Below are 15,303 nucleotides of genomic sequence, written 5' to 3'. Positions count from 1 at the left end.
CCGGGGCCCCCGGACGGTGGTCGCGCGGATATCAGCGGTCGCGGTCGTCGTCGCTGTCCGGGAGGGCGAACGGCCGGGCGGGCTGGACGGTGAGGTCGAGCGGTGCGGCGGCGGCGACCGCCGCGGCCGTCTCGTCGCGCGCCGCGCGTGGTGGCTGCCAGCCCCACGCCACGTCGGACGTGGCTTCGGGCGGGGGAGGCGTGCGCTGCGCGCCGCCGCTCAGGTAGAGCGCCAGGGCCGCGAGGAGCACCCCCAGGAAAGCGAAGGTGAGGCCACCGCGGTTGTCGACGTCGATCTCTTCCTGGAAGAGGAAGAAGAAGCTGCGCAGGATGTAGTTCTCGATGTTGACGGTCATTGCGACCAGCAGCGCGAGTGCGCCGCCCGCCAGGGTGAGCCCGGTCAGCCGCGCGACCGAGCGCGCCGCCGGTGGGCCGGCGGCGGCGAGCACGCAGGCGACGGCGAGCAACAGCAGGCACACCAGGAAGCCCACCGCCAGCGTGCCGAGGTCGCCGAGGTGGAACTCAGTAAGCCGCTCGGCCTGCTGCCCGCTGTTGGGATCGGTCTCGCCCAGCGGAAGCATGACCGAGAACCACGGTGCGATCAGCGCCGCGCAGCCGGCGGCGCCGGCCAGCAGCGCGGTGACCGTGGTCAGCATCCGCCGGTCAGCGGAGACGCGGAGCAGCCGCGCGAGCGGCGGCCAGGAACCGTCGGCCTTGGCGTCGCCGCCACCGAACGCCACGACGGCCGGGCCGGAGGGCTCTGCGGACATGCGCATCAGCATGCCACGCCCCGGCCAGCGCCGGAGTGCTCAGCGACGCCGGCGGTCGCGCAGGATCTGGCGGACCACGTTGCGGCCCGGGATGCCGGTCACGCCACCGCCGCCGTGGGTCGCGCTGCCTGCCTGGTAGAGGCCCTTGATCGGCGTACGCAGGTCGGCGTAGCCCGCCGCCGGGCGGCCGTGGAACATCTGCCCGGGCGTCAGCTCGCCGTGGAAGATATTGCCGCCAACCAGGCTGTATTCCTGTTCCATCGTGTGTGGACCGATGACCTGGCGGCCGATGACCGACTCGGTGAAGCCGGGCGCCACGGTCTCCAGGCGGGCGACCAGACGGTCGGCGTACGCGTCGAGCTCGGCGGTGTGCGGAGCGCCGGCGTAGGTGTGCGGCACCCACTGGGTGAACGCGCTGACGACGTGTTTGCCCGATGGGGCCAGCGTCGGGTCGAGCACCGAGGGGATGCAGATGTCGGCGAACGGCAGGGTGGCCGGGCTGCCCGCGGCCGCTTCCGTGAACGAACGTTCGATCTCTTCCAGCGAGTCGGCGAGCACGATCGTGCCGCCGTGCACCTGCGGGTCGTACGCCGGATGGCTCGTGAAGGTCGGCAGCCGGTCGACCGCGAAGTTCACCTTCACCGTGCCCGAGCGGCTGCGCCACGCCTCGATGTCCGCCACGAACGAGCCCGGCAGCTCGGCGCGGTCGAGCAGTTCCAGGAACGAGATCCGCGGGTGCGCGGTGGTGATCACGGTCGGCGCGCGCAGCTCCGTACCGTCGGCCAGGGTGACGCCGAGCACCGCTCCGCCGCGGGTGTCGATCCGGGCGACCGGCGACCCGGTCCGGATCTCCGTGCCGAAGGCGCGGGCGGCCGCCGCCATCGCCTGCGTGACGCCGCCCATGCCACCGCGCGGGAAGCCCCAGCCGGCCTGCTGACCGCCGGTCTGGTCGAGGTGGTGGTGCAGGGTCACGAAGCCGGTGCCGGGGCTGCGTGGGCCCGCCCAGGTGCCGATCACACCGGAGACGCTGAGCAGGCCGCGCATCGCGTCGGACTCGAAGCGGTCCTCGACGAGGTCGGCGATGCTCGCGGTGAACAGCCGGGTGAGGTCGACGGCGGCGCGCACGTCGACGTGGCGCAGCCGGCCGGCCAACCCGGCCTGCGCGGCCAGGTCCAGCGGTCGCTTCGAGCCCAGCTTCGGCGGAATCTCGTGCAGCAGCGGGCCGACCAGCCGGCCGAGGTGGGAGAGCCAGGCATCCCAGCGTTCGTACGCGTCGGCGTCGCGGGCGGAGAACCTGCTGATCTCGCGGTGCCGCGCGGCGGGGTCGTCGGGCAGCGCCAGGTAGCGGCCGTCCGCGCGGGGCGCGAAGTACGGGCCCTGCGGGTAGACGTGATAGCCGTGCTCGACCAGCCGCAGGTCGCGGACCATGTCGACGGGCAGCAGGCTGACCACATAGGACAGGCTCGTGACGGTGAAGTCCGGGCCGAACGGGTGCTCGGAGACCGCCGCGCCGCCGACCGTGTCGCGCCGTTCGAGCACCAGCACCCGGCGGCCGGCGCGGGCCAGATACGCCGCCGCCACCAGTCCGTTGTGGCCGCCGCCGATGACGATGACGTCGTACGCGGCCATCAGCCCTGGATCACGTTGATGTTGAAGGCCAGGTTGCCGTCGAGGGCGCGCAGGATCGAGACCCAGAGCGGCAGGTACATCTCCATGCCGCGCGACGCCTCGATGCCGCCCAGGTCCAGGACGTTGCTGGCGGCCCAGCCGAACTCGCCGAGCAGCACCGTCACGACGCGCTTGGCGTCGGCGTCGTTGCCGGCGACGAAGATCGTGTGCTGGCCGGGCACCAGGGTGGGCTCGACCATCACGGTGCCGTTGACCGTGTTGAGGCTCTTGACGATCCGGGCGTCCGGGAAGGCGCGCTGCAGCTGCTCGCCGACGCTGTCGGTGTTGCAGACGCTCAGCCGGAGCTCGCCCGTGGAGAAGTCGAGCGGGTTGCTGACGTCGAGCACCACCTTGCCGGCGAGGACCGGGTTGCCACCGGCCATCTCCAGCGCGTTGACCGCGTACTGGCCGGCGGTGGCGTTGATCACCAGGTCGGCGCCGGTGACCGCCTCGGCGAAGGTGCCGCACTGGGCCGCGTGTGCTTCGGCCCACTCCAGCGCGCGTGGATTGCCCGTTTCGCGCGCACCCAGCGTGACGTCGTGGTCAAGATTGCGCAGCCGGGTGCCGAACGTCTGACCAACCGCGCCGGTGCCGAGGATGCCGATCCGCATCCAGCAATCATGCCGGACGGTGGACTAGCGTCGAGGCATGCCAATCCGCACTTCTTCCGCCCGCTGGTCGGGCAACCTGACCGAAGGTTCCGGCACGATCCGCACCGGCAAGGGCGGTTTCGAGGGGAACTACAGCTTCAAGTCGCGCTTCGAGGAGGGTGAGGGCACCAACCCCGAAGAGCTGATCGGCGCCGCGCACGCTGGGTGTTTCTCGATGGCCTTCTCGAAGGGCCTCGCCGACGCCGGCCACACCCCGACCTCGGTCGAGACCACCGCGAAGGTGCACCTCGACAAGACCGACGCCGGCATGACCGTCACCCGGATCGACCTGGACAGCGTCGTCGACGCCCCCGGCATCGAGGACGGCGAGCTCCAGAAGATCGCCCAGGGCGCCAAGGAGAACTGCCCGATCTCGCGCCTGCTGTCCCCCGGCGCCGAGATCACCATGACCGCTCGGCTCGCCTGAGTAGGTCATCCGTCGCGACCGGCACGGCACAATGGGAGCCGTGCCGGTCGAGATGAGTCGCGAGCGCTTCGAGGAGCTCGTCGCCGACGCGCTCGACGAGGTCCCCCAGGAGCTGCTCGACCTGATGAACAACGTGGTGATCCTGGTCGAGGACCGGTCGCCACCGGGCACCCGGCTGTTGGGCCTCTACGAGGGGCACGCGCTGACCGACCGCGGCTGGAACTACGCCGGCGTGCTGCCGGACCGGATCACCATCTACCGGCTGCCGATCCTGTCGATCTGTGACACCGACGAGGACGTGGTCGACGAGGTCGCGGTCACCGTCGTCCACGAGATCGCCCACCATTTCGGCATCGACGACGAGCGCCTCCACGAGCTCGGCTGGGGTTGATTCGGCGTACGTCAAGGTCGGTTTGACGACAGTCGGCACATCGCGTTTGCGCAGGCTACCTACGCTCTTGGGCAGCACTCACCACTCGATGGAGGAACGCACAGATGCGTAGCGCGCTGTTTTCCGCGGAGAACCTGGAGAAGGAGTCGGATCAGCCGGGCATGCGGCTGCAGAACTCCAAGATGCTCAAGATCGAGCTCAACGGTGAGTGCATGGCGCGCACCGGTTCGATGGTCGCCTATCAGGGCCAGGTGCAGTTCCAGGCCCTCGGCTCGGGCGGCATCGGCAAGTTCCTCAAGCAGAAGCTGACCGGCGAGGGTGTGCCGCTGATGAAGGTCAGCGGCCGCGGCGACGTGTTCCTGGGCGACCGGGCCGCCGACATCCACCTGGTCGACCTCGAGCACGGCGACGCGCTGTCGATCAACGGTGCCAACGTGCTGGCCTTCGACTCGTCGCTGCAGTACGACATCAAGATGGTCCAGGGCATGGGAATGATGTCCTCCGCCGGCCTGTTCAACTGCGTGTTCACCGGCCAGGGCCGGATCGCCATCACCACCAAGGGCACCCCGGTCGTCCTCAACGTCGACCAGCCCACCTACGTCGACCCGCAGGCGGCGATCTGCTGGTCGCACAACCTGCAGACCGGCTACCACCGCGCCGACCAGCTCGGCATCGGCACGCTGCTCGGCCGCAGCACCGGTGAGGCCTTCACGATGAGCTTCGCCGGCCAGGGCTTCGTCGTCGTGCAGCCCTCGGAAGAGCCCCCGGGCGGCATCGCCGGCTCCGGCGGCGGCCAGCAGCAAAGCGGCGGCGTACTCGGTGGCCTGCTCGGCAACTGATCTTTGATCGGCGAACGGCCCGCCCCGCCCGGGGTGGGCCGTTCGCTGTTTCCGTAGGCTGGGCTTTATGCCGGGAACGCCGCCTACCAGGTACGTCTTCCTCGGGCCCGAGGGGACCTTCGCCGAGCAGGCGTTGCGCACGATTCCGGCCGCCGAGCGCGGCCAGCGCACGCCGGCCCGTAGCGTGGGTGAGGCCCTCGACGCGGTGCGCTCGGGCGACGCCGACGCCGCTCTGGTGCCGCTGGAGAACTCGATCGGCGGTGGCGTGGGTGTCACCCTCGACGAGATGGTGGCCGGCTCACCGCTGGTGATCACCCGCGAGGTGGTGCTGCCGGTCGAGTTCGTGCTGGCCGCCCGCGCCGGGGTCAGCCTCGCCGACATCCGTTCGGTCGCCGCCCACCCGCAGGCGTCCACCCAGTGCCGGGGCTGGCTGCGCGACAACCTGCCGGACGCGGTTGTCGTCGACGTGCTGTCCAACGGCGCCGCCGCGCGCAGTGCCGCGACCGGCGAGCACGACGCGGCGATCTGCGCGGCGATCGGCGCGGCGCAGCAGCGGCTCACCGTGCTGGCCGAGAAGATCGCCGACCACGGCGACGCGGTGACCCGGTTCGTGCTGGTCTCCCGGCCGGGCACCCCGCCGCCGCCGACCGGGGACGACCGCACCTCGCTGGCCGTCTACATCGCCCACGACCGGGTCGGCGTGCTGCTCGCCGTGCTGATGGAGCTCGCCGTGCGCGGGGTCAACCTGACCCGCATCGAGTCCCGCCCGACCGGCGAGGCGCTCGGCCGCTACGCGTTCTTCCTCGACTGCACCGGGCACGTGGCCGACGACCGGATGGGTGAGGCGCTGCGCGGGCTGCGCCGGGTCAGCGCGGAGGTGCGCTTCCTGGGCTCGTACCCGCGGCACCGGTGGACGGGATCGGAGGGCGACGGCCCGGTGCCGGCGCCGCCCGGCCAGTCCGATGTGGACTATGCGGACGCCGCGGCCTGGCTGGCCCGCATCCGCGAGGGTTAAAGAGACGGCGGCAGGGCGTCGCAGGCCGCCGAGCGGATGCCGGCCGGTGCGCCGGCGCGCACTTCGATGCTGCACACGTCCGTGCCGGCGGTGATCAGGCGCAGGGTGTTGTTCCGGATCTCGCTGACCGCCTGCAGTGGGCCGTTGCTCGTGTCCAGCACGCTCCACTGCCAGGTGCCGGCGCACATCGGGCCGACCGTCACCTTGCCCCGGTAGGACGAGGGCAGCATCCCGCGTCGCTTGAGTAGCGTGATCACCTGGGCCGCGGACGGTCGGCCGCCGCAGGAGACCGCGGGGCTGTCCGGGAAACCGGTCGTCGCGGTCGGGCTGGGCGGCGGCGGTGGGGGCGGCTGGGGTGGCAGCGTGATCGCGGTCGGGCTGGGGGTGCCGGAGGGGCGGGGGACCGTCGTACCGGGCGGGTTCAACTCCGGCGGCGTGCCACAACCGGCCGCGAGCAGGGCGACCGTCGCGGACGCGGCAAGCATGCCAAGGGGGATGGGGCGGCGCACGGTACCTCGGGGTGGGGCATCGACTGGAGTGAGGGCCAGATCATCGTATGCCCGGTCAGACGGTCACCGGATGGCCGGCCTGGTCGAGCGTCGCGACCGCTTCCGCCAGGCGCACGCTGGGCACGAGGATGTAGTCGGTGTCGTAGGTCGAGAACGCCATGATGTTGACGCGGGCCGCGGCCAGCGGGGCGACCATCGAGGCCAGGATGCCGGTCAGGGCGAAGTCGAGCGGGCCGGCGACCCGCAGGCAGCGCCAGGGCGCCTCGGCGGTGGCGCCGTCGGGCACGCGGTCGGCCCGGCAGATCACGGAGACCTCGTCGGCCGTCCAGGTCACCGACACCACGGCGTCCTTGCCGGCGCTGCCGTCGACCAGGTCCGGCGGGAGCGCCGAGCCGGCCGGGAGCCGGCAGACCGCGTAGTCCTCCGGCAAAAGATCAAGAGCAGGCATGACAGGAAGCGTACGACCAGATCGGCGCTCGGAAGAACTTTTTCCCGCTCGGTAGTGGGCGGGCCAACCCGTTCGTCGTAGAGGTGGAAGCTGACGCGAAATGGAAAGGAACCGGAGATGAAGTACTTGTTTCTGATCTGCGTCGAGGCACCCGGCAACGAACCGGGCGCGGACTCCGTCGCGGCGGCCGGCGGGCCGATGCCGGTCGAGAACTGGGTCTCGGAGATGGACGCGCGGGGCGCGCGGCTCGACGGCAACCGGGTCCGGCCGGCGTCGGACGCCACCACGGTGCGGGTGCGCAACGGGGAGGTGGTGGTGTTCGACGGGCCGTACGCGGAGACCAAGGAGCAGATCGCCGGCTTCGACATCATCGAGGCGGCGAACCTCGACGAGGCCATCGAGATCGCCTCGAAGCACGAGATGGCCTGGATGGGCATGGTCGACGTCCGGCCGTACTGGACCGAATGACAGACGTCGACGCCGAGGTCGCTGCCGTCTACCGCGCGGAATGGGGTCGCGTGGTGGCGGCGGTGATCCGGCTGACCGGTGACTGGGACCTCGCGGAGGAGTGCGCCCAGGACGCGTTCGCGAAGGCGTTGGAGCGCTGGCGGCACGAGGGTGTGCCGGCGCGCCCCGGCGGCTGGCTGGTGGTGACGGCGCGGAACAGGGCGCTCGACCGGGTGCGGCGGGCCGCCGTCGAGGCCGAGAAGCTGCGGGAGGTGGTCCGGATGAGTCAGCCTTCGCCACTCGTGCCACAGGGCATCCCGGACGACCGGCTCGAGCTGATCTTCACGTGCTGCCACCCGGCCCTCGATCAGGAGGCGCAGGTCGCGCTGACCCTGCGCACGCTGGCGGGACTCTCGACGGCGGAGATCGCCCGCGCGTTCCTGCTGCCGGAGAAGACGATGGCCCAGCGGCTGTTCCGGGCCAAGGGCAAGATCCGCAATGCGGGGATCCCGTTCCGGGTGCCGCCCGACCACCTGCTGCCGGACCGCCTGGCGGCCGTGCTCGCGGTGGTCTACCTGCTGTTCAACGAGGGGTACGCGGCGACGGCCGGCTCCGACCTCGTCCGGGTCGACCTGACCGCCGAGGCGATCCGGCTGGCCGAGGTGCTGGTGGCGCTGATGCCCGACGAGCCCGAAGCGGCCGGCCTGCTGGCCCTGATGACGCTGCACGACGCCCGCCGGGCGGCCCGCCTGGACCCGGCCGGCGAGCTCGTGCCGCTGGAGGACCAGGACCGCTCGCGCTGGGACACCACCCGGATCGCGGCGGCCGACGTGCTCCTACGCCGGGCGTTGCGCCGCGGCCGCCCAGGCCCGTACCAGATCCAGGCCGCCATCGCGGCCGTCCACGCGACGGCCCCGACCGCGGCCGACACGGACTGGACGGAGATCGCGGGCCTCTACCGGGAGTTGGCCAAACTGACCCCGTCACCGGTGGTCGAGCTAAACCGAGCAGTGGCGGTAGCGATGGCCGACGGCCCCCAAGCAGGCCTGGCCCTGGTCGACCGCCTGGCCGCGACGGGAGCCCTACGGGGCTACTACCTGCTCCCGGCCACCCGAGCCGACCTGCTACGCCGCCTGAACCGCCGCGAAGAGGCGGCCAGCGCATACGACGAGGCCCTGGCCCTGACCACATCAGACCCCGAGCGCCGCTACCTAGTGCGCCGCCGCGTGGAAACGGCGGGGTCGTGAGGCGTTGAGCCTGGCCACGTCGGGCCCGGAGCGCCGGGACCTTGCTTCGCTACCGAGCGGAAATGGCATAGCCGTGAGGTCCGGCGTCGCGGACATGGCAAGCGACGCGAAGCGAGCGATCTCCGGCGGGAGCAACGGTCGAAACCACTGCGAACCCGGGAAAAGATCCCGAAGTTGTTCTAGACCGTGGCGAAGAAGGTGAGGCTTCCGACGGTTTCGCCTTCGCGCTGTAGCGGTGTGGCGATGGCGTCGACCGTGGCGTCGGTGTTGTCGAGGGTGACCCGCAGCAGCCCTCTCGCTTGGCGGCCGGAGGTGACCGCGAGCAACGGCGGGATCTTCTCGATCTCGGTCTCGGTGAGCTCGCTGCGGGCCGCCGTGAAGTCGACCAGGCGCAGGCCGGCGTCGAGCAGCGGGAGACCGACGGCGGTGCGCGGGTCGGCCAGGCCCAGCAGCGCGCAACACGAGGTGGACGCGGCGACGATGGTCATCGAGCTGTCGATGACCAGGCAGGGCTCGTCTGCCGCGAACACTGTCTCGGCCCAGCGGTCGAAGCTGGTCGACCACGGTGCCGCTGTCCAGGCGGCGCCCGCGGGCGGGCCAGTGGTCGGCTCGACACCCTCGGATTCGCGAGGTGTCAGTGCCTCGAGCTCGAGTTCGACGTGCGCCACCGCGCCTCCTGTGCATCGCCGGCAGTTGCCCCACCGTCACGCTAACCGGTGATTCGCGTGCCGACGACCCTCCAGTCGGCCAGTGCTGCGGATGGTAGCGCCGCAGCGGTCAACGGCGGGTGGCCAGTTTGGTCGAAGCTGTGCGTCCGTCCTCGTACCACCGGTAGCCGCCGCCGCTGTGTGCCATGTTGAGCCACGTGCTGGGTTGGCTCGCGACGTGCGACAGCTTTTCGGCGGTGGCCGCACTGATCCGGTCGCCCCCGGCCACGAGCAGGCGGTCCAGCTCGCGGTGGGTCGCCACCAGGCAGTCCTTTGGTAGCCCGTAGACGCTGATGACGCCAGAACCGACGAACGTCAGCACCGGTGTCACGGGGATGCTGCGGCCCGTGGCGCCGCTGAGCGCCTTGGAGGCGCGCTTGGCGTCGCGGATGGCCTCCGAGACATAGGGCGGGCGCTTCCCGCTGATCTGGACCACGTCACCGGCCACCATCACGCGGGACCGGCCGTGGTCGGCGATCGTCACGGCGAACAGGCCGCTGGGCCCGATCACCAGGAAACCGGCCTGGTCGTCGGCGCCGGTGAACAGCGCGTCGAACGAGTCGGTGCGGGGCCACTCCACCACGTGCCACGAGGGGCCGAGGTGCTCGATGCGGTTGAGGGCGCGTGCGCCGGCCGCTTCGATGCGGCGGGCGTCTCGTTCGGCCCGCCGGCGGCGGGCCCAGTCCATCGGGCGTGGACGTGCGGCTTCGAGTAGGTCGGGCTGGGGGGATTCTGCGCTCGGCAGAGCTCGTCGGGGGGTGAGGGGGACGGCTCGACGCGCAGGAAATACGGTCATCGCTGCCTCCGGCAAGGGCGAGCTTTGGCTGTCTAACTACCGTACGTGGTGACACCAGTACTGTCGCAAGACGTACCCGGGGAATGAGTGGGGATGAATGCCGCATTCACGGTGCGGCTCTTTTCCCGGATGGTGACAACCACGGCCTAGGCTCGGGCCTTGTGACGAACTACGTCGGAAGCGAAGTAGGCCGGTTGGCGACTGTGCTCTTGCACCGGCCCGGGCGGGAGTTGGCCCGTCTGACCCCGCGAAACAACGATTCGCTGCTCTTCGACGGCATCCCCTGGGTGGGCCGGGCCCAAGAGGAACACGATACCTTCGCCGCGGCCCTCCGCGCACGTGGTGTCGAGGTCCTCTACGTGTCCCAACTGCTCGCCGAGACGCTGTCGGTGCCGGAGGCGCGCGCGGAGATCACCGCGAGCGTCGTCGACGATCCCCGGCTCGGTGACACCCTGCGCCGCCGGGTCGCCGACCATCTGACCTATCTGGACCCGTCGGCCCTCGCCGGGGTGTTGATCGGCGGGTTGGCCCACGACGAGCTGCGCACCAGCGTGGACCGGCCCGGCGGCCTGGTCTACTCGCTGATGGCGAGCAACGACTTCGTCATCGACCCGCTGCCCAACCTGCTGTTCACCCGGGACTCGTCGGTCTGGGTGCGCGACCGGGCCGCGGTGACGAGCCTGGCCATGCCGGCCCGGCGGCGGGAGACCACGCTGACGGGCGCGATCTACCGGTTCCACCCGAGGTTCGTCGGCACCCAGTTCGTGTACGACGCGAGCCTGGAGCCGGTCGAGGGCGGCGACGTGCTGCTGCTGGCCGAGGGCGTGATCGCGATCGGGGTGGGCGAGCGGACCACGCCGGCCGGCGCGGAGCGGTTGGCCCGCCGGGTGTTCGAGGCGGGGTTGGCGCACACGATCCTGGTCGTGCCGATCACGCAGGAGCGGGCGACCATGCACCTGGACACCATCGTGACGATGGTCGACGCCGATGCCGTCATCATGTATCCGAAATATGCGGACACGCTGCAGGCGTACACCGTGATCGCCGGTCCTGACGGTGAGCCGCAGATCGACGGGCCGGCGCCGTTCCTGCGCGCGGCGGCCGACGCCATGGACATCGGCATGCTGCGGGTCATCGACACCGGGCTCGACCCGGTCACCGCCGAACGCGAGCAGTGGGACGACGGCAACAACACGCTGGCGATCGCGCCGCGGCTGTGCGTCGCCTACGAGCGCAACGTGGAGACCAACGCGCAACTCGAACGGGCCGGCATCGAGGTGATCCGGATCCCCGGCTCCGAGCTGGGCTCGGGCCGGGGCGGACCACGCTGTATGTCGTGCCCGATGCTGCGTAACGGGGTCGGGGTCGCTTAGCGCAGGGTGAGCTGCCGGCCGACCAGGCCCTGGCGGGAGCGGCGGGCGGCGGCGTCCAGCGGCGACGAGTCGGCGAGGGCGTCCGCGTAGCGCTTGGCGAACGACTCCAGCGGAGCCTCCCAGTCGGCCGCCTCCGGGTCGCGGGGGATGTCCCAGACCGGGACGAGCCGACCGTGTGCCCGGAACATGCCGGCGAACTTCGTGCCCTCGCCGAGCAGCAGGTCGCCGCTGGCCGCGAGCCGGGCCAGCGCGCCCAGCGCGGCGTCCTCGTCGTCGGGCAGCACCCAGCGGACGTGGCCGCGGTCGGGGACCCGGCACCAGTACGCCGCCTTGGCCGCGGCCAGCCGCACGGTGGGGTAGATCGAGGCGTTCGCCCGTTCGAGTGACGCCTTCACGTTGGCGTCGTCGCCCGCGTCCTCGTCGAGCCAGAAGTCGAAGCCGTCGTGCAGCGTGATGTCCAGCGGACCGTCGACGATCAGGTCCTGGAGCACCGGGCCGACGCCGGCGTGGCCCGGGACCGAGACCGGGCTGCCCGGCGTGGTCTGGAGCGCGCGGATCAGCGCCACCGCGAGGTCGCGCGAGGCGTGCCCGGACTGCACGTGCCGCTGCAGGCCCAGGAAGATCCGGCCGTCCGGCTTGGTCATCGCCGGCCAGGCCATCGGCAGCACCGTGGCCAGGGTGACCGGCCGGTCGCCGAACTCCTCGATCAGCTGCGGCGTGAGGGTCAGCGGCGTGGAGGCCGCCGGGACCAGCTCGCGTAGGGCGATCCACTCGACCTCGTCGGCGAAGCCCTCGAACGGGCGCGCCGAGAACATGTCGGCGAGCTTCTCGCGCTTCGGGGTGCCGTCGTTCCTGATCCGGCGCTTCTTACTCATGGGGAGACAGCCTATTGCCATTGCCGCCGGCGCACCCGGTCGCGGGGTGGCGTTTCACGCCAGGGAGTGTGCGCGCTCCCCGAGCTCGGCCCAGACGCTCTGGCCCTGGCCGCCCTGGTCCACGCCCCAGCGGTCGGCCAGGGCCGAGACGATCTGGAGGCCGCGGCCGTCGAGGGCCTGGGGGCCTGCGGGCCGGGGGCTCGGGCGCACTTGGCCGCCGCCGTCGGTGACCCGCACCTCGACCACCCCGTCGGGGCTGACGCCCCAGTCGACCCGGATCACCCCGCCGGGCAGCGGGCGGGCATGCCGCACCGCGTTGACGACCAGCTCGCCGACCACCGCGACCACGTCGTCGAGCAGGTCCGCCGGGACCGTGCCGGCCAGTTCGGTGGTCAGCTGGTGGCGCGCGGCGCGCGCACCGCGGGCGTGGTGTGGCACGACCACGTGCCAGGACCGCTCGGCCACCGCCGTCGTCACTCCCCGCCTCCTGAAAAGACCACCGTCGCGCGTTCGCGACCGTCAGCCGCGGGGGAGTCGGACCTCCGCGACCGTGCCGCCACCTTCCCGTGGGCGGAGCGACACCCATCCGTTCTGTCGCTCTATGACCCTTCGTACCAGGTAAAGCCCTAATCCGGCGCCCGGATACCGGCGCCGGTCACCCGATTCGGCCTGCCAGAACCGGTCGAACGCGCGCTCCACATGTTCGGGTCGTACCCCGATGCCCCGATCGGAAACGCGGAACACGACGGTCCGCTCGTCACTCTGCGCGGTCAGCTCGATCGCGGTGCCGTCGATGCTGTACTTGTCGGCGTTGGTCACCAGCTCCGTCAGGATCGTGGTGATCGTGCTCCGGTCGCCGACCGCCTTGGGCAGCTCGACGGGCAGCCGGACCAGCAATCGCCGGCGCAACGCGGTGGGCAGGTCCCGCTCGGCCACCCGCAGCGACTCGACGAGGTCGAAGGGGGTCGGCGGGGAGCCGGCGCTCGGCCCGCTCTGGTCGGCCGCGGAGAGCAGCCGGTCGACCAGCTTGGCCAGTTCGCCGGCGCGCTGGCCGATCACGTCGGTGGCGTGCCGCCGCTCGTACTCCGGGAGCTCGTCCCAGTGGCTGTTCAGCGTGTCCGCGTACCCCTTGATCACCGTGACCGGGGTGCGCAGCTCGTGGCTGGTCAGGGCGACGAACAGGTCGCGGTCGCCCTCGCGGCGATGCTGGTCGCTGATGTCGCGGAAGGTGACGACCACCGAGTCGACGGTACCGGTCAGCTCGCTCGCGGTGATCTTGAGCCAGCGGCCGTCGGCGAGCCGGTGGTCGAGGGTCTGGCCGAGCACCGGGATCGGGAACGGGAGCGTCGCGTTGAGCACGTCGGCCGTGCTGAGCCCGGTGACCGCCTCGGCGGCCGGGTTCCACAGCCGGACCTTGCGGTCGAAGTCGATGATCGCCAGACCGTCGGCCAGGGCGGCGACCACGGGCCCGTCGCCGTGCACCGGGAGGCCCGCCTGGTGCCCGTACATGTGGGCCAGGTTGATGGCCACGAACTCGATCAGCGTGTGGTGCTCGATGGTCGGCAGGTCCTCGACCTCGCGGTAGAACGACTGGAGGCTGCCGATCACCAGCCCGCCCAGGATCACCCGGGTGACCAGCATCGTGTGCAGGCCGTGGCCCGTGGCCTGGTCGGGGAACTTCCCCTCGATCCGGTCGAGCGAGATCACCTGGGTGCGCAGGCCGGTTAGTAAACGCTTACTAACCGGCGAGTCCTTGTCGACCGGGCGGCCCAGCGCCCATTCCGCGTCGCCGGTGGCGGCGACGATCCGGCCGCCGGTGGGACCGTATTCCGCGAAGGTCATGCCCGCCGAGCCGAGCGCCTCCTGGGCGAGCCGCAGCAGGACGCCGAGGATCGGCAGACCCGCCTCGCCCGAGTTGATCCGTTCGACCACCTCGGCATGGCGGGCGATGAACGTGGCGTAGTCCGGGCGCGCAGGCACGTTCCGAGTGTGCCCAACCCGAGCGTTCCGGAAAAGGGCCGCTTAACGACCGATGTGCTGGAGGACGAACGCGGGGCGGTCCGTGATGATGCCGTCGACCCCTAGATCGATCAGCAGGTCGATCTCGTCGGGCTCGTTGGCGGTCCAGACGTAGACCCGGTTGCCGGCGGCCTGGAAGTTGCGGACCAGCCGTGGGCGGGCCTTCACCAGGTGGATGCCGGGGCCGGCGATCCGGGCGCCGAACGGCAGGGTGCCGCGCAGGGCCGACGGGAGCAGTTCCATCAGCAGGGCGGTGGGCAGGCCGGGTGCCAGCTCGCGCATCCGGCGCACGGCGAGTGCCGAGAACGACATCACCGTCACCGCCACCCGCTCGCTGTCGCGGGGCTGGTCCAGGCCGTAGCGGCGCAGCGCCGTGGCCAGCGCCCGCTCGACGTCGCCGCCGTGGTGGGTCGGGTGCTTGGTCTCGATCAGCACCTGGACCTCGCGCCCGGCGTCGCGGACGGCGGCGAGGAGCCGGTCGAGCGTGAGCAGCCGGGCCCGGTCAGGGTCGGGCGGGTCGTCGGTGTCGGACCGGTCACCCCAGTTGCCGAACTCGAGCGCGTCGAGCTCGGCCAGCGTGTGCCGGCTGACCCGGCCCTTGCCGTTGCTGGTGCGGTCCAACCGCCGGTCGTGTACGCAGACCAGGTGGCCGTCCTTGGTCAGGCGGACGTCGCACTCGACCCCGTCGGCGCCCTCGTCGAGGGCCTTGAGGTAGGCCGGCAGCGTGTGCTCCGGCAGCACCGCGGACGAACCGCGGTGCGCGAAGATCAACGGCGACTCGCCCACAGGTGGCTCAGACGACGCGGGCCGGCTGGCCGTCTTCGCTGACCATCGGGCGGCCGGCCGACTGCCAGGCCTCCATGCCGCCGTCGAGGTTGCGCACGTTGTCCCAACCCTGCTTGGACAGGTAGGTCACGACCTGGGCCGAGCGGCCGCCCATCCGGCACACGACGACCACGTCGGCGTCGGTCGGCACGTCGGCCAGCCGGGCGGGCACCTCCATCATCGGCACGTGGTGCGCGTTGGGCGCGTGCCCGGCCTTCCACTCGTCGTCTTCGCGGACGTCGAGCAGGTAGGCGTCCTCGGGCACATCTTCCGCGTTCACCCACGGAACCGGTTGCGG

The 15,303-nt window shown here is 71.5% G+C and carries 19 protein-coding genes; 7 read left to right on the top strand and 12 right to left on the bottom strand.

The window, feature by feature from the left end; translation table 11 throughout:
* Positions 1-31: 31 nt before the first annotated feature.
* The 3 genes from CHC05_RS18065 to CHC05_RS18055 are packed head-to-tail and all read right to left on the bottom strand — an operon-like array spanning position 32 to position 3,048.
* Entirely contained in the window at positions 32-769 is a 738-nt protein-coding gene (locus CHC05_RS18065; protein ID WP_144022645.1) for a hypothetical protein, read from the bottom strand.
* Positions 770-808: 39 nt separating this feature from the next.
* Entirely contained in the window at positions 809-2,398 is a 1,590-nt protein-coding gene (locus CHC05_RS18060; protein ID WP_218824581.1) for a phytoene desaturase family protein, read from the bottom strand.
* On the bottom strand, positions 2,398-3,048 hold the full coding sequence (locus tag CHC05_RS18055) for an NADPH-dependent F420 reductase (RefSeq protein WP_089250224.1): 651 nt from the start codon (positions 3,046-3,048) through the stop codon (positions 2,398-2,400). The genes CHC05_RS18060 and CHC05_RS18055 overlap by 1 nt, the downstream gene beginning before the upstream one ends.
* A 37-nt stretch (positions 3,049-3,085) precedes the next feature.
* Between CHC05_RS18055 and CHC05_RS18050 the strand changes: the two genes are divergently transcribed.
* The 4 genes from CHC05_RS18050 to pheA all read left to right on the top strand — a co-directional run bounded on the left by CHC05_RS18050 (position 3,086) and on the right by pheA (position 5,759).
* Positions 3,086-3,514, top strand: coding sequence for an OsmC family protein (locus tag CHC05_RS18050; RefSeq protein ID WP_089250222.1), 429 nt, complete (start codon positions 3,086-3,088; stop codon positions 3,512-3,514).
* A 31-nt stretch (positions 3,515-3,545) separates the two neighbouring features.
* On the top strand, positions 3,546-3,905 hold the full coding sequence (locus CHC05_RS18045; protein WP_179266243.1) for a metallopeptidase family protein: 360 nt from the start codon (positions 3,546-3,548) through the stop codon (positions 3,903-3,905).
* A 104-nt stretch (positions 3,906-4,009) separates the two neighbouring features.
* Entirely contained in the window at positions 4,010-4,744 is a 735-nt protein-coding gene (locus tag CHC05_RS18040) for an AIM24 family protein (RefSeq protein WP_089250220.1), read from the top strand.
* A 67-nt stretch (positions 4,745-4,811) separates the two neighbouring features.
* Positions 4,812-5,759 carry a prephenate dehydratase gene (gene pheA, locus CHC05_RS18035; RefSeq protein WP_089250218.1) on the top strand — a complete coding sequence of 316 codons (948 nt, stop codon included), beginning with the start codon at positions 4,812-4,814 and terminating at the stop codon, positions 5,757-5,759.
* On the opposite strand, the gene CHC05_RS18030 is transcribed toward pheA, so the two are convergent.
* Together CHC05_RS18030 and CHC05_RS18025 are read right to left on the bottom strand one after the other, a co-directional pair.
* Positions 5,756-6,244 carry a hypothetical protein gene (locus CHC05_RS18030; protein ID WP_089250216.1) on the bottom strand — a complete coding sequence of 163 codons (489 nt, stop codon included), beginning with the start codon at positions 6,242-6,244 and terminating at the stop codon, positions 5,756-5,758. The two genes, pheA and CHC05_RS18030, sit on opposite strands and share 4 nt — an antisense overlap.
* 79 nt (positions 6,245-6,323) lie before the next feature.
* Positions 6,324-6,716 carry an ACT domain-containing protein gene (locus CHC05_RS18025; protein WP_089250214.1) on the bottom strand — a complete coding sequence of 131 codons (393 nt, stop codon included), beginning with the start codon at positions 6,714-6,716 and terminating at the stop codon, positions 6,324-6,326.
* A gap of 117 nt (positions 6,717-6,833) precedes the next feature.
* On the opposite strand from CHC05_RS18025, the gene CHC05_RS18020 reads away from it, so the two are divergent.
* Together CHC05_RS18020 and CHC05_RS18015 are read left to right on the top strand one after the other, a co-directional pair.
* Complete coding sequence (locus CHC05_RS18020; RefSeq protein ID WP_089250212.1) at positions 6,834-7,184, top strand: YciI family protein; 351 nt, start codon at positions 6,834-6,836, stop codon at positions 7,182-7,184.
* A complete protein-coding gene (locus tag CHC05_RS18015) occupies positions 7,181-8,410 on the top strand; it encodes an RNA polymerase sigma factor (protein WP_089250210.1) in 1,230 nt (409 codons plus the stop codon). The genes CHC05_RS18020 and CHC05_RS18015 overlap by 4 nt, the downstream gene beginning before the upstream one ends.
* 179 nt (positions 8,411-8,589) lie before the next feature.
* On the opposite strand, the gene CHC05_RS18010 is transcribed toward CHC05_RS18015, so the two are convergent.
* Both CHC05_RS18010 and CHC05_RS18005 read right to left on the bottom strand, forming a co-directional pair.
* On the bottom strand, positions 8,590-9,078 hold the full coding sequence (locus tag CHC05_RS18010) for a transcriptional regulator (RefSeq protein ID WP_089250208.1): 489 nt from the start codon (positions 9,076-9,078) through the stop codon (positions 8,590-8,592).
* A gap of 109 nt (positions 9,079-9,187) precedes the next feature.
* Complete coding sequence (locus CHC05_RS18005; protein WP_089250206.1) at positions 9,188-9,913, bottom strand: hypothetical protein; 726 nt, start codon at positions 9,911-9,913, stop codon at positions 9,188-9,190.
* Positions 9,914-10,074: 161 nt separating this feature from the next.
* Between CHC05_RS18005 and CHC05_RS18000 the strand changes: the two genes are divergently transcribed.
* Positions 10,075-11,286, top strand: a complete 1,212-nt coding sequence (locus tag CHC05_RS18000) for an arginine deiminase (protein ID WP_245870977.1) — start codon at positions 10,075-10,077, stop codon at positions 11,284-11,286.
* On the opposite strand, the gene CHC05_RS17995 is transcribed toward CHC05_RS18000, so the two are convergent.
* From CHC05_RS17995 to CHC05_RS17975, 5 genes are read right to left on the bottom strand one after another with little or no spacing between them, the layout of a single operon-like run.
* Positions 11,283-12,161, bottom strand: coding sequence for a DUF5926 family protein (locus tag CHC05_RS17995; RefSeq protein ID WP_089250202.1), 879 nt, complete (start codon positions 12,159-12,161; stop codon positions 11,283-11,285). The two genes, CHC05_RS18000 and CHC05_RS17995, sit on opposite strands and share 4 nt — an antisense overlap.
* A gap of 54 nt (positions 12,162-12,215) precedes the next feature.
* A complete protein-coding gene (locus CHC05_RS17990) occupies positions 12,216-12,638 on the bottom strand; it encodes an ATP-binding protein (RefSeq protein WP_089250200.1) in 423 nt (140 codons plus the stop codon).
* 42 nt (positions 12,639-12,680) lie between these two features.
* Positions 12,681-14,141, bottom strand: coding sequence for a sensor histidine kinase (locus CHC05_RS17985; RefSeq protein ID WP_089250198.1), 1,461 nt, complete (start codon positions 14,139-14,141; stop codon positions 12,681-12,683).
* A 42-nt stretch (positions 14,142-14,183) separates the two neighbouring features.
* Entirely contained in the window at positions 14,184-14,951 is a 768-nt protein-coding gene (locus CHC05_RS17980; RefSeq protein WP_425426786.1) for a glycerophosphodiester phosphodiesterase, read from the bottom strand.
* 22 nt (positions 14,952-14,973) lie between these two features.
* Positions 14,974-15,285, bottom strand: a complete 312-nt coding sequence (locus tag CHC05_RS17975) for a rhodanese-like domain-containing protein (RefSeq protein WP_089250194.1) — start codon at positions 15,283-15,285, stop codon at positions 14,974-14,976.
* Positions 15,286-15,303 lie beyond the last annotated feature (18 nt).

Source organism: Asanoa hainanensis (assembly GCF_900188485.1).
GTDB lineage: Bacteria > Actinomycetota > Actinomycetes > Mycobacteriales > Micromonosporaceae > Asanoa > Asanoa hainanensis.
Note: the sequence above shows the minus strand (reverse complement) of the source record. Positions and strands in the feature narration are given on the sequence as shown.